Source organism: Neoroseomonas soli (genome assembly GCF_018129065.1).
In the GTDB taxonomy this organism is placed as follows: domain Bacteria; phylum Pseudomonadota; class Alphaproteobacteria; order Acetobacterales; family Acetobacteraceae; genus Neoroseomonas; species Neoroseomonas soli.
Window position 1 is genome coordinate 1 of record NZ_JAAEDM010000105.1, and the last position, 12377, is coordinate 12377.

The 12377-nt window shown below is 72.0% G+C and carries 14 protein-coding genes; 7 read left to right on the top strand and 7 right to left on the bottom strand.

The window, feature by feature from the left end; translation table 11 throughout:
- The coding region (locus tag GXW76_RS22735) for a gamma-glutamyltransferase (protein ID WP_211864429.1) at window positions 1-1204 on the bottom strand (1204 nt) is incomplete at its 3' end.
- Here GXW76_RS22735 and GXW76_RS22740 point away from each other — a divergent pair.
- From GXW76_RS22740 to GXW76_RS22765, 6 genes are all read left to right on the top strand, one after another.
- Window positions 1164-2573, top strand: coding sequence for a M48 family metalloprotease (locus tag GXW76_RS22740; RefSeq protein WP_211864430.1), 1410 nt, complete (start codon window positions 1164-1166; stop codon window positions 2571-2573). The two genes, GXW76_RS22735 and GXW76_RS22740, sit on opposite strands and share 41 nt — an antisense overlap.
- Window positions 2570-3304 carry a DsbA family protein gene (locus tag GXW76_RS22745; protein ID WP_211864431.1) on the top strand — a complete coding sequence of 245 codons (735 nt, stop codon included), beginning with the start codon at window positions 2570-2572 and terminating at the stop codon, window positions 3302-3304. Before GXW76_RS22740 ends, GXW76_RS22745 begins: the two co-directional genes overlap by 4 nt.
- On the top strand, window positions 3301-4122 hold the full coding sequence (locus GXW76_RS22750) for an MBL fold metallo-hydrolase (RefSeq protein ID WP_211864432.1): 822 nt from the start codon (window positions 3301-3303) through the stop codon (window positions 4120-4122). The genes GXW76_RS22745 and GXW76_RS22750 overlap by 4 nt, the downstream gene beginning before the upstream one ends.
- Before the next feature lie 298 nt (window positions 4123-4420).
- Window positions 4421-5401: a M14 family metallopeptidase gene (locus GXW76_RS22755; protein WP_211864433.1), complete on the top strand. Its 981-nt coding sequence runs from the start codon at window positions 4421-4423 to the stop codon at window positions 5399-5401.
- A 165-nt stretch (window positions 5402-5566) separates the two neighbouring features.
- Complete coding sequence (locus tag GXW76_RS22760; RefSeq protein WP_211864434.1) at window positions 5567-6457, top strand: fumarylacetoacetate hydrolase family protein; 891 nt, start codon at window positions 5567-5569, stop codon at window positions 6455-6457.
- A gap of 5 nt (window positions 6458-6462) precedes the next feature.
- Window positions 6463-7122, top strand: a complete 660-nt coding sequence (locus GXW76_RS22765; protein WP_211864435.1) for a polysaccharide deacetylase family protein — start codon at window positions 6463-6465, stop codon at window positions 7120-7122.
- A 28-nt stretch (window positions 7123-7150) separates the two neighbouring features.
- Here the strand turns inward: GXW76_RS22765 and GXW76_RS22770 are convergent, their stop codons facing one another.
- Window positions 7151-7807: a NeuD/PglB/VioB family sugar acetyltransferase gene (locus GXW76_RS22770; RefSeq protein WP_211864436.1), complete on the bottom strand. Its 657-nt coding sequence runs from the start codon at window positions 7805-7807 to the stop codon at window positions 7151-7153.
- A 103-nt stretch (window positions 7808-7910) separates the two neighbouring features.
- On the opposite strand from GXW76_RS22770, the gene GXW76_RS22775 reads away from it, so the two are divergent.
- Entirely contained in the window at window positions 7911-8531 is a 621-nt protein-coding gene (locus GXW76_RS22775; protein WP_211864437.1) for a Tat pathway signal protein, read from the top strand.
- A 77-nt stretch (window positions 8532-8608) separates the two neighbouring features.
- Here the strand turns inward: GXW76_RS22775 and GXW76_RS22780 are convergent, their stop codons facing one another.
- From GXW76_RS22780 to GXW76_RS22800, 5 genes are all read right to left on the bottom strand, one after another.
- Entirely contained in the window at window positions 8609-9217 is a 609-nt protein-coding gene (locus tag GXW76_RS22780) for a glutathione S-transferase family protein (RefSeq protein WP_211864438.1), read from the bottom strand.
- Window positions 9218-9309: 92 nt separating this feature from the next.
- The gene (locus GXW76_RS22785) at window positions 9310-9822 is read right to left on the bottom strand and encodes a class I SAM-dependent methyltransferase (protein ID WP_211864439.1); all 513 of its coding nucleotides are present in this window, start codon (window positions 9820-9822) and stop codon (window positions 9310-9312) included.
- A gap of 17 nt (window positions 9823-9839) precedes the next feature.
- On the bottom strand, window positions 9840-10022 hold the full coding sequence (locus GXW76_RS22790) for an NAD(P)-binding protein (protein WP_211864440.1): 183 nt from the start codon (window positions 10020-10022) through the stop codon (window positions 9840-9842).
- A gap of 270 nt (window positions 10023-10292) precedes the next feature.
- Window positions 10293-10523: a hypothetical protein gene (locus GXW76_RS22795; protein ID WP_211864441.1), complete on the bottom strand. Its 231-nt coding sequence runs from the start codon at window positions 10521-10523 to the stop codon at window positions 10293-10295.
- On the bottom strand, window positions 10520-12148 hold the full coding sequence (locus GXW76_RS22800; RefSeq protein WP_246514630.1) for an electron transfer flavoprotein-ubiquinone oxidoreductase: 1629 nt from the start codon (window positions 12146-12148) through the stop codon (window positions 10520-10522). Before GXW76_RS22800 ends, GXW76_RS22795 begins: the two co-directional genes overlap by 4 nt.
- Window positions 12149-12377: the final 229 nt, after the last annotated feature.

A 12377-nucleotide genomic window follows, 5' to 3' on the forward strand; every position in this document is an offset into this window, starting at 1 on the left:
CCGATCCGGCCGCGGCGGAGCGGAAGCCGCGCAGATCCCGCGCGGTCGCGAGTCCGACCGCGAGCGGCGCCGGCGGCACCGACCCCAGCCCCGGCGCGGCGGCGAGCAGGATGCCCGTCTCCGCCACCACGCGACCGGTGCCGAACAGGTTGTTCATCGAGAAGGCGCAGGTCACCGCATTGCCTTCGGGGTCCAGCGTGACCAGCCCGGCGCTCGCCCCCGTCATGCCGCCGCCGAAGGGCGGTGCCTGGCCGGCGAAGGCCGCCTGGAAGGCCTGCGCCGTGCCCGCGCTGCCGTCCACGGAGGCTGGCAGGAAGAAGGCGATGTCATTGCCGGCTGCAAGCCGCACCGGCTCCATGACCTCCGCGCGCGAGGCGCGCAATTCGGCTTCGGTCAGCCCGCCGCCGGCGGCGAGGGAACCATCGGCCAGGCGGCTCGACAGCCCGCCCTGGTACATCTCCCCCACGCCGCCCGTGCGCAGCTGCGCCAGCGTCGCGCCGAGGTCGAGCTGCGTCATCCGCTCCCCGGCCTGCAGCGGCCCGCCGCCGGGCGCGCCGAAGACGCGGCGCGCCTGCGGGTCGTTCAGCAGCGGCGCGGCGACGACGGCGAGGTCGCCCGCGAAGGCGCGGCTGATCTCGGTGCCGAGGCGCGCGAGGTCCTCGGCCGGGCGGATCAGCTGCTCGAAGCGCAGCCGGCCGCCGCGGGTGTGCAGCAGGAAGAGGCCGCGGGCCATCAGCGGCACCGCCGCCGGCCGGTCCACGCCCTGCGGCAGGCCGGACCGCGCCCCGGCGGGGAAGGAGACGGCAAGCACTTCCCGCTGGCGCTGGTTGTAGATCAGGCAGGCCCCGCCGCCGCCGAGCCCGGCGCGGGAGGGCAGGGTGACGGTCATGGCGAAGGCGCCGGCCACCGCCGCGTCCACCGCCGAGCCGCCGGCGGAAAGGATCTCCCGCGCCACGATCGCCGCGCGCGGTTCGTCGGCCACGGCGCCGCCGACGAAGCCGGTGACGTGCCCGGGCGTGCCGAGCGGCACCGATGGGCGGCTGATGAAGCTCGGCGTGATCGATTCGATGGTGGAGCAGGCCGGCAGCAGCGCGGCCAGCGCGAGCAGCCAGGGGGCGCGGCGGGGCTTCGGGCTGCGGGCGGGACGGGGTAGGCTGGCAGGCATGCGGAAGGCGCTGGCCGTCGTCGTCGTCCTGGTCCTCATGCCGTTCGTGCTCGCCTCCGCTGCCGCGCAGCCGGGAGGGCAGCGCGTCGTGACCATTCGCGATGCGGAAACCGAGGCCGTGGTCAGGGCCGTCGCGCATCCCCTGTTCCGGGCCGCGGGCCTCGACCCGGCCGCCATCCGCATCACGCTTCTGCAGGCCTGGGCCATAAACGCCTTCGTCACGACCGGCAACCGGCTCTTCATCCATACCGGGCTGATCCAGCAGACCGAGAGCGTCGCCGAGTTCGCCGGCGTGCTGGCGCATGAGACCGGTCATATCGCAGGCGGCCACGTCAGCCGCATCCCGGAGGAACTGCGCGCGGCCATGCTGCGCCAGGCGGCGGCGATGCTGCTCGGCGGCGTCGCGGCGGCGGCGGCCGGCGGGCGCGGCGGCGGGGAACTCGGCATCGGCATCGCCATGGCGGGGCAGCACGCGGCGTTGCAGGATCTGCTCGCCTACACGAGGGCGCAGGAACAGGCGGCCGACCAGGCTGCCGTCGGGCTGCTCGCGCGCAGCGGCTGGTCCGGCGCAGGCCTGGTCCGGCTTCTGGAGCGGATATTGGACCAGGAGAACCTCCAGGCTTCGCGCCAGGACCCCTATCTGCGCACGCATCCGCTCTCCCGCGACCGGCTCGACTTCCTGCGGGAGGAGACGGCACGCCTCGGCGAGCAGGAGCAGGCCGTGCCCGCCGGGCTCGAGGCACGCTACGCGATGGTCCGGGCCAAGCTGGACGGCTTCCTCGACCGGCCCGAGCTCACCTTCCGGCGCTATCCGGCGACCGACACGGGCGCCCCGGCGCGCTACGCCCGTGCCGCCGCGCTGCACCGGGCGGGGCGGCGGGCGGAAGCCGTTGCGGTGCTGGACGGGCTGATCCGCGAACGCCCCTCCGACCCCTACCTGCACGAACTCAAGGGGCAGGTCCTGTTCGAGGGCGGAAGGGTGCGGGAATCGCTCGCTTCCTATGGCGCGGCGTCGCGCCTGGCGCCGCAGGAGGCGCTGATCCGCGCCGGCCACGGCCGCGCGCTGATCGAGGCCGGCGATCCTGCCTCGCTGCGCCTCGCCGCACGGGAACTTGAACAGGCCGTGACGCTCGACCGGGAACTCGCCTTCGCCTGGCGCCTGCTCGCCACCGCGCGGGGGCGGGCGGAGGACAGGGCGGGGGCCGACCTTGCGCTCGCCGAGGAAGCGATGTTGTTGAGCGACTTCACCGCCGCGCGCACGCTGGCCACGCGTGCCGAGCCACGCCTGCCGCCGGGTCCGCCCCGCCAGCGGGCACGCGACATCCTCGAGGCGTCGCGGCGGGAGAACCTTTCGCCCGAGATGCGGGCAGCCGAGGAAGAGGCGCGCCGGCGCCGGGAGAGACGATGAGACGAGCCTTCCTGCTGGCCGCGGCCGGCATCGTGACGGGCGGGCGCGCCATGGCGCAGGCCTTCACCGATGCGCAACGGGAGGAGATCGTCTCCATCCTGCGCGATGCGTTGCGCCGCGACCCTTCCATCCTGCGCGACGCCATCGGCGCCATGCAGGAAGCCGAGGAGCGCGACCGCGCCGGCGCCCAGCGCTCCGCCATCGTCGCCAGCCGCGATGCGCTGTTCAACGACCCCGCCGACCCGGTGCGCGGCAATCCGCGCGGCGACGTGACCATCGTCGAGTTCTTCGACGCGCGTTGCCCCTACTGCAAGCGCCTGCACGCCGAGATGGCGGACCTGCTGCGCCGGGACCGCAACATCCGCGTGGTGATGAAGGACATCCCGATCCTCGGGCCACAGAGCGTCGTCGCCTCCCGCGCGCTGCTCGCGGCGCAGCGGCAGGGCAAGTATGTCGAACTGCACGACGCGCTGATGCGCCTGCGCGGGGAGCCGACCGACGCGCTGATCCGCAGCGAGGCCCAGCGCGTGGGCGTCGATGCCGCGCGGATGGTCCGGGACATGGACGACGCCGCGATCCAGCAGCGCCTCGACGCCAACCTGCGGCTCGCGCGCAGCCTGCAGATCGAAGGCACCCCGGCGCTGGTGATCGGCGAGACCCTGATCCCCGGCGCGATCCCGATGGCGCAGCTCGAGCGCCTGGTGGCCGAGGAGAGGCAGCGACGACGATGAGCACGACCGCCTTCATCTGCGCGACCTGCGGCACGCAGCACGCGCCCTCCGCCACCCCGCCGGGCGCCTGCGCCATCTGCGAGGATCCGCGGCAATGGGTGCCGGCGGCGGGCCAGCAATGGACGACGATGGAGGCGCTCCAGCGCCGCCACGCCATCGGCTGGCGGGACGTGGCACCGGGGATGCTGGGCCTCGGCGTCTTCCCGGACTTCGCCATCGGGCAGCGCGCGCTGCTCGTGCGCACGCCTCAGGGCAACGTGCTGTGGGACTGCGTGGCGCTGCTCGACCCGGCCACGGTCACGCTGCTGAAGGCGCTCGGCGGGCTGAAGGCGATCGCGGTCAGCCACCCGCATTTCTACACGAGCATGATCGAGTGGGCGCATGCCTTCGACTGCCCGGTGCTGCTGCACGAGGCCGACCGCGCCTGGGTGATGCGGCCCGATCCCGCGATCCGGTTCTGGTCGGGCGAGACGCATGACGTCCTGCCCGGCGTCACCCTGCATCGCATCGGCGGGCACTTCGCGGGCGGGACGATCCTGCACCGGGCCGAAGGGAAGGGCGCGATCCTGACCGGCGACATCGCCAGCGTCGCGCCGGACCGCAGGCACGTCTCCTTCATGTGGTCCTTCCCCAACTGGGTGCCGCTGCCGGCGGCGGATGTGGCGCGCATCGGCGCGGCGCTCGAGGCGCTGGATTTCGATGCGATCTACGGCGGCTGGTGGGACCGCGTGATGGCCACCGGCGGCAAGGCGGCGGTGCGGAGGAGCGTGGACCGCTACATCCGCGCCGTGACGGGGCCGGCGCCGCTCGCACCCTGAGCGTTGCCGCCGGGGCTGGCCCTCACCCTGGGGCTGCGTCGGCGCGACCGGGCATGGGATGAGGCGCCGGCACGGCGGCCTTGGCTTTCCGTCGTCCGCGGCATCGCGCGCGTCACGGCCCCTCGCCTGTGACATCTGTCACGACGGCGCAATTCGTCAGGCGGACCGGATGGACGCGCCGCCCGGCCCGTATACACTGCAATCATGTGGCGAGTGCTGGGGGGCCTATTGGGTGCGGGGCAATCCGCGGCAGGGTTGCCTGTCGGCGGCACGCGCTGCCTTCGCGCGGCGGCGGCGGATGCTTGAGGAGAAGGTGCCGCCGCAATGGCCGGCGAGGCCATTCTCGGTCCCGGTCAACATTGCCGTGCCCGATATCCGGCGCTGGCTTGCCGGCAACAGCGGCATCCCCGGCGCCTGGTCCTTCGCGGCGCCCATGCCTGGCCCGCATGTGGCGATCACCGCCCTCATCCACGGCAACGAGATCGCCGGCGCCGCGGTGCTCGACCGCATGCTGCGCGCGGGGCTGCGGCCGTCGCGCGGGCGGCTTTCGCTGGTCTTCGGCAACCTCGATGCCTTCGCCCGCTTCGACCGCGAGGACCCGACGGCGACGCGCTTCATCGACGAGGACCTGAACCGCGTCTGGGACAACGGACTGCTGGACAGCCCGCGCCGGTCGGCCGAGCTGCGCCGCGCGCGGGACCTGCGCCCGCTGGTCGACACGGTCGACATGCTGGTGGACCTGCATTCCATGCTCTGGGCCTCCGACCCGCTGATCCTGACCGGGGAGACGGAGAAGGCCGCGCGCTTCGGCCTCGCCATCGGCACCCCGCGGGTCGTGGTCGCCGATGTCGGCCATGCCGGTGGGCGGCGGCTGATCGACTACGCCCGCTTCGCCGAGCCCGCGACGCCGCCTGTGGCCGTGCTGGTCGAGGCCGGCGACCATTGGGAGCCGGCGACGGTGGCGAGGATGGAGCAGGTCTGCGCGCGCATGCTGCGCCTGGCCGGGGTGGTGGCGGAGGACGCGCCTCTCCCGCTGGTCGAGCCCGCGCCGCCGCCGCGGTTCGCACGCGTGACGCGCACGGTCACCGCCGCGTCGCGCGGCTTCACCTTCCTGCGCGACTTCCGCGGCGGCGAGGTGATCCACCGCCGCAACACGCTGATCGCCGTGGACGGGGACGAGGAAATCCGCACCCCGCACGACGACTGCATGCTGGTGATGCCGACGCCGCTGGTGCCGCGCGGGCATACCGCGGTGCGGCTCGCGCGCTTCGAGGATTGATGCGCCCGTCATCATAGCCGGGTGAATCGGCGCGCGGGGCTGGTGCGCCGGCCGCGACCTCCGGCGCCAGGCCGGCGTCGCTGCCGCCCCTATGAGCCCCGGGGGGGTCTTGCGCGCGGCCGCGCGCCGCGCTTGCGTGGCATGGAGCCAATCAGGGGAAATGCCATGGCCAGACTGAAACTCGTCACCTTCGCCGATGCCGCGGGCAGCCGCGCGGGCGTGCTGCTCGACGGCGGGCGCGTGCTCGACCTTGGCGCGGCGATGCCGCCCGCGCGCGACATGATCGCGCTGATCGAGGCCGGGCCGGCCGCGCTCGCGCAGGTGCGCGCGCTGGCCGCGAATCCGCCGGCCGATGCCGTGCTGCCGCTCGCCTCCGTCGCGTTGCAGGCGCCGATCCCGCAGCCGCGCCGCAACGTCTTCTGCGTCGGCCGCAACTACATGGACCATGTGGCGGAAGGGGACCGCACGCGCGGCATCACCCAGTCCGAGATGCCGAAGTATCCGCAGTTCTTCACCAAGGCGGCCGACACCGTCATCGCACCGGGCGCGCTGGTGCCGAACCATGCCGACGTGACCAAGTGGCTGGACTACGAGGTCGAGCTCGTCGCCGTCATCGGCAAGGCGGGGCGCGACATCGCGAAGGAGAAGGCGCTCGAGCACGTCTTCGGCTGGACGATCGGCAACGACGTGACCGGGCGCGACCTGCAGCGCCGCCACGGCCAGTGGTTCAAGGGCAAGTCGCTCGACCGTTCCTGCCCGCTCGGGCCGGTGATCGTGCCGCGCGAGGATCTCGATGCCTCCGACATCGCCATCGGCCTGAAGATCAACGGGCAGCAGCGGCAGGCGAGCCGCACGTCGAAGATGATCTTCGACGTGAAGGAGATCATCCACCAGCTCTCCGCCGGCTTCACCCTGCTGCCGGGCGACGTGATCATGACCGGCACCCCGGAAGGCGTCGGCTACGCCATGCAGCCGCCGCAGACGCTCAAGACCGGCGACGTGATGGAGCTGGAGATCGAGGGCATCGGCACGCTGACCAACACGATCGGCGACTGAGTGCCGTGGTCGGGGTCGCGCTGACCTTCGACAACGGCCCCGAGCCGGAGGTGACGCCGGGCGTGCTGGCGGTGCTCGCGCGCCGCCGCATCCCGGCGAGTTTCTTCGTCATCGGCCGGAAGCTGCGCGACCCGGCCGCGCGCGCCTGCGCCGAGCAGGCGCGCGCCGAAGGCCACGCCATCGGCAACCACACGCTGACGCATGGCGAGCCGCTCGGCCGGCGCGGCGCGGCCGAATCCGTGGCCGAGATCGCGGAGACCGACGCGCTGATCGGGACGCTGCACGGGCCGGACCGGCTGTTCCGCCCGAATGGCGGCGGCGGCGCGCTCGGCCCGCATCTGCTGAACCCTGCGGCGGCGGATCATCTCGTCGCGCATCGCCACACCGTCTGGCTGTGGAATGCCGTACCCGGCGACTATCGCGACCCGGAAGGCTGGGTCGCGACCGCGCACGCCATGCTGCGCGAGGCGCGCGAGACGGTCGTGCTGGTGCTGCACGACCTGCCCAACGGGGCGATGCGGCACCTCGACCGTTTCCTGGGCGAGGCGCTGGACGCCGGCGCGGTGTTCGGCGCCGTCCCACCGGAATCCTGCGTGCCGCTGCGGCGCGGCGTGCCCGCCCCCGGCTTCGCCGCCTGCATCGCCGCCGAGAATCAGCCCCGGTAGGCGGCGGGCAGGACGCGGCGCGTCGGGATCAAGGTCGCATCCGCTCCGGCAGGATCTGGGCGGGGACGCCCGCGACGGTCACGCCCGCCGGCACGTCCGCGAGCACGGCCGCGCCCGCGCCGATGACGGCGCCGGCACCGACGGCGACGCCAGGGCGAATGACGGCGCCGGCGCCGACCATCGCGCCCGCGCCGATCCGCACCCCGCCGGTCAGCACCGCGCCGGGGGCGATGTGGGCGCCTTCCTCGAGCACGCAGTCATGCTCGACGATGGCGCCAGTGTTCACCAGCACGAGCCGGCCGATCCGCGCCTCCGGTCCGATGGCTGCCCGCGCCATGACCACCGCGCCCTCGCCGAGCGCCACGCCATGCCCGAGCACCGCCGCGGGGTGCAGGAGGGCGGGCAGGGCGAAGCCCGCTGCCGCCAGGCGCGCCGCCGCGGCCAGGCGCTGCGCATTGTGGCCGATGGCGGGATGCGCCGCGCCCACGCCTTGCCGCACCAGGCCAGGCAGCAGCGATTCGTCGCCCAGCACCGGCACGCCGAGCACGGCCGCGGCGCGTGGCGCCGCATCCACCACGCCCGCCGCCCGCCAGCCGCCATGCGCGAGCAGCAGGTCCAGCACCGCCTTGCCATGCCCGCCCGCCCCGAGGACCAGGATCGCGGGGCGCCCGCCTTCCATCGTCATGCCTCCCTGCCACGGCGCGAGCCTACACGGCGTCGCTTCCGCCATCACCTTGCCGCCGCGGACGGGCTAGATTGGCCACGCCGCCGCCTTCCGGAGAGACCAGATGCGCCTGATTGCCGCCCTCGCCGCCCTGATGGTCATTGTCCTGGGTGCCCAGCCGGCGGCGGCGCAGAACCGCTTCTGGCTGCAGAACAACACCGGGCAGACCATCGTCGCGGCGAATGTCTCGCCGTCCCGCGTCACCGAATGGGGGGCGAACATCCTCAACCGCGGGCCGCTGCAGCCGGGCATGCAGGTCTGGGTCGAGCCCAACTTCTCCGACTGCTACCTCGACATCCGCGTGCGCTTCGCCGACGGGACGGAGGACGGGCATCTCGGCGTCCATGCCTGCACGCTGTCGCGCATCACCTTCGGTAGCGACGCGCCGAACACGCCCACCTCGCCGCCGCCGCGGCCAGCGGAACAGCCCAATCCCTCCTTCACTTTCGTCAACGGAAGCGGGGAGCCGATCCGCGAGATCTACGTCTCGCTCACCAGCCAGCGGAACTGGGGCAGCGACAGGCTCGGGCCGCGCCAGATCCTGCCGCCCGGCGCGTCGATGCCGATCGCGCTGCCGCGCACCGGCGTCTGCACCGCCGATATGCGCGTGGTGTTCATGGACGGCCGGGTCATGGAGCAGCGCAACGTCGAGACCTGCGCCATCCGCAACTTCGTCTGGCGGTAGGGCTCGGAGACTGTTTGAGAATGCGGGCCGGGGCCGGGTTCGAGAATGCGCCATACGGCGCATTCTCAAGCGGTCTCTCAGCCCTCGCGCTGCGCCCGCGCGCGCTTCGCCGCCGGGCGGTTCAGGCAGGTGTCGAGCCAGGCCTTGACCTTCGGGAAGGGCGCGAGGTCGTACCCGTTCAACCAGGCGCCGTAGAGCACGCCGGCGACATTGAGGTCGGCGACGGTGAAGGCATCGCCCACCAGGAAGGGCCGCTTCGCGAGTTCGCCCTCGAGCACGGCGAGGCGGGCGTCGAGCGCCTCCTTGCCTGCCGCTGCCTCGGCCGGGATGCGTTCGGCGGCGGGCTTGAGGTAGGCGTTGTAGGCCCAGCGCATGACGTGCGGCTCGGCCTCGGTCGCGGCCCAGAGGGTCCATTGCAGCACGCGCGAGGCATCGTCGCCGGATGGCATCAGCGGCGCGCCGGCCTTGCCGGCGATGTGCAGGTTGATGGCCAGGCTCTCGAACAGCACGAGGGAGCCGTCCTCGAGCGCGGGGATCTTGTTGTTCGGATTGATGTCGAGGCTGCGCTCGAGCCTGAAGCCGCCGGCGAAGCCGAGCGGTTCCACCTCATAGGCGAGCCCGGCCTCCTCGGCGGCCCAGATGCAGCGGAAGGCGCGGGAGCGGGCGATGCCGTGGATGCGGAGCATGGGACGATATCCGGTCGTGGAATGTGCCCCTGCTGTAGCGCAATGCAGGCCGGTCGGGCAGGGGGGGCGGTGGCGTAATCCTGGCGTGGTCTTCAGGCTAGTTCCTCGCGCCGCGGCGGATTGCGGAAGACCGCGGGCTGATGGATCCACGCCGGCCGGCGGAGGCGAATGGGGTCGAAGGGAAGCGTCCGGAAATCCACGAGATGGTCGTGGGGGCTCGTCCGGCGCTGGTTAAGCCCTGCGGCCTCGAGGATCTGCATCACCCAGTCCCAGCGAGGATGCGGCGAGGACAGGAAGATCAGGCCATCGGGACGGCAGAGCTGGCCGATGGCGGCGGTGCAGTCGACGTGCTCCACGACCTCGAAGGCGATGACGGCGTCGAAGGAATCCGGGCGCAGGCCGAGCTTCCGCCAATCGGGGATGTCTCCCACGATATCCGCGGGTTCGACGAGATCGATCGTCGCGACCCGGTGGCCGGCAGACCTCAGGTGCGCGGCACACCATCCGCTTCCGGTGCCGATCTCGAGCACGGATGACGCCGGCTTCAGGTGCTGATCGAGGAGCGCGATCTTGTTCTTTCGCGACAGCTCGCTGAGCAGGGGCATGCGCCGCATCCTGTCGATCAGCGGAGGGATCCGCAATGATGTGCGAAGCCGAAGCCCTTGTAGGTGACGGTTCGGGAAATGCCGCCGACATGGTCGGGATCGGCCTCGATCACGGTGGTGCGCGCGCCCTGCTTGCCGAGCAGGTAGGCGGCGGTCAGCCCCGCGGGTCCGGCCCCGATGCAGATGACGGAAGGTGCCATGCGATCCCCAGGCTCCTCATCGGCGGCAAAACGCTCCGGGCCATGCCCCACCGGCTGATGTTGCGCATTGGCGCATCCTGCCGGCGAAGCGTCTCAAATTTCACGCAAAAGCCAAATAAGGAAGCGTTACTTAAGGATGCGGAAGTGAATATGCGAAGATTGCAATAGAAAGGTGCGGAAGGGCGCGGGCAAACGCCCGTCATGGTGCAGATATCGCGGAGCCGTCGCGGCAGGGCGCGGCCGGAGCGCCGGTCCCGGCCGCCCGAGGTTTCAGTCGCGCGGCGCCGTTGCGCGGGGCAGGGCGCGAGCCAACGCCTCCACCGCGCCATGCAGATGGCGCAGCAGCAGCACCCAGATCACCAGCACCAGCGCCGCCCAGATCACGCCGAAGCGTTCCCAGGCCAGCGCCGCGGCGGCCACCCAGCCGAGGCCGAGCAGCACGCCCGCGCGCAGCACGCCGATCACGGGATGCGCCCCGCGCGGGGCGTTGCCCTCGCTCACATGCCGCCGATGTAGTTCGGCCCGCCGCCGCCCTCGGGCGTGCACCAGTCGATGTTCTGCGTCGGGTCCTTGATGTCGCAGGTCTTGCAGTGCACGCAGTTCTGCGCGTTGATCTGCAGTCGAGGCTGGCCGTCCTCGACGCCCACCGCCTCATAGACGCCGGCGGGGCAGTAGCGGCTTTCCGGGCTGCCGAAGGTGTCGAAGTTCACCGCCTTCCAGCGCGACGGATCCTTCAGCTTCAGGTGCGCCGGCTGGTCTTCCTCATGATTGGTGTTCGACAGGAACACCGAGGAGAGCCGGTCGAAGGACAGCACACCATCGGGCTTCGGGTAGTCGATCTTCGGCGCGTCCGACGCCTTCTTCAGCACCGCATGGTCGTCGTGGTGCGCCAGCGTCCAGGGCGACTTGCCCCGGAAGACGTAGGTCTCGAGCGCGGCGTTGATCATGCCGCCCCAGAAGCCGAACTTGGCGAAGCCGGGGCGGATGTTGCGCACGGCCTTCAACTCGTCCCACACCCAGGACGCTTCCAGCAGCGCGGGGTAGGCGCCGAGAACCGCCGGCCGCTCCTCCTGCTTCAGCGCCTCGGCGATCGCCTCGGCCGCGACCATGCCGGACTTCATCGAGGTGTGCGTGCCCTTGATCTTCGGCACGTTGAGGAAGCCCGCCGCGTCGCCGATGATGGCACCGCCGGGGAAGACCAGCTTCGGGACGGACTGGAAGCCGCCCTCGTTCAGCGCGCGCGCTCCGTAGGCGATGCGCTTGCCGCCTTCCAGCATCGCGGCCACCGCCGGGTGGTGCTTGAAGCGCTGGAATTCCTCGAAGGGGGAAAGCCAGGGGTTGGTGTAGTCGAGGCCAACCACGAAGCCGATGCTCACGAGGTTGTCACCCAGCATGTAGAGCCAGGACCCGCCATAGGTGTCCTTCGGCAGCGGCCAGCCGGTGGAATGCCAGATCAGGCCCGGCTGGTGCTTTTCCTTCGGGATCTCCCACAGCTCCTTGATGCCGAGGCCGAAGGTCTGCGGCTGCACGCCCTCGCGCAGCTTGTAGGTTTCGAACAGCTTCTTGGTCAGGGATCCGCGGCAGCCTTCCCCGAACAGGGTGTAGGTCGCGCGCAGTTCCATGCCCGGCTGGTAGTTCGGGCCTTCCTCGCCGTCCTTCGTGATGCCCATGACGCCGGCGACGACGCCCTTGACCTGGCCGTCCTCGATGATGGTCTCGGAGGCGGCGAAGCCCGGGTAGATCTCGACGCCCAGCGCCTCGGCCTTCGCACCCAGCCAGCGGCAGACATTGCCGAGGGAGACGATGTAGTTGCCGTGGTTGTGCATCTGCGGCGGCGTCGGCAGCTTGTACGCCTTCGTCGCCGTCAGCAGCATGAAGCGGTCGTCCTTGGCGGGCGTCGCCAGGGCGGGCGGGTCGTCGCGCCAGTCGGGGATCAGTTCGTCGAGCGCGCGGGGTTCCAGTACGGCGCCGGACAGGATGTGCGCCCCGATCTCGCTGCCCTTCTCCACCAGGCAGACCGAGGTGTCCGGCGAGAGCTGCTTCAGCCGGATCGCGGCGGCGAGCCCGGCCGGGCCACCCCCCACGATCAGCACGTCGAATTCCATCGCCTCGCGTTCTACGGACATGTCCCGGCGGTCTCCTGCATTACGGGGTCCATGTAGCGGCAGGGCGGGTTGCACGGAACCCCGCCCGGGGCCGATATGGCAGGGATGGAGCACGAACGGGCGTCCCTGCTCGCGGCGCTGGCGCTGCAGTTGGACTGGGGGGCGGAGGAGGCGCTGGAAGACGCGCCGCCCGACCGCACGGCGACGCGCGCCGCCCCGCCGGTCCGGCCGGCGGCGGGGGCGCCTCCCG

Bases quoted from the DNA above. Each gene is read 5' to 3' on its own strand.
- GXW76_RS22740 (WP_211864430.1), top strand. From the start codon at position 1,164: ATGCGGAAGGCGCTGGCCGTCGTCGTCGTCCTGGTCCTCATGCCGTTC.
- GXW76_RS22745 (WP_211864431.1), top strand. From the start codon at position 2,570: ATGAGACGAGCCTTCCTGCTGGCCGCGGCCGGCATCGTGACGGGCGGG.
- GXW76_RS22750 (WP_211864432.1), top strand. From the start codon at position 3,301: ATGAGCACGACCGCCTTCATCTGCGCGACCTGCGGCACGCAGCACGCG.
- GXW76_RS22755 (WP_211864433.1), top strand. From the start codon at position 4,421: ATGCTTGAGGAGAAGGTGCCGCCGCAATGGCCGGCGAGGCCATTCTCG.
- GXW76_RS22760 (WP_211864434.1), top strand. From the start codon at position 5,567: ATGGCCAGACTGAAACTCGTCACCTTCGCCGATGCCGCGGGCAGCCGC.
- GXW76_RS22770 (WP_211864436.1), bottom strand. From the start codon at position 7,807: ATGACGATGGAAGGCGGGCGCCCCGCGATCCTGGTCCTCGGGGCGGGC.
- GXW76_RS22775 (WP_211864437.1), top strand. From the start codon at position 7,911: ATGCGCCTGATTGCCGCCCTCGCCGCCCTGATGGTCATTGTCCTGGGT.
- GXW76_RS22780 (WP_211864438.1), bottom strand. From the start codon at position 9,217: ATGCTCCGCATCCACGGCATCGCCCGCTCCCGCGCCTTCCGCTGCATC.
- GXW76_RS22785 (WP_211864439.1), bottom strand. From the start codon at position 9,822: ATGCCCCTGCTCAGCGAGCTGTCGCGAAAGAACAAGATCGCGCTCCTC.
- GXW76_RS22790 (WP_211864440.1), bottom strand. From the start codon at position 10,022: ATGGCACCTTCCGTCATCTGCATCGGGGCCGGACCCGCGGGGCTGACC.
- GXW76_RS22800 (WP_246514630.1), bottom strand. From the start codon at position 12,148: ATGTCCGTAGAACGCGAGGCGATGGAATTCGACGTGCTGATCGTGGGG.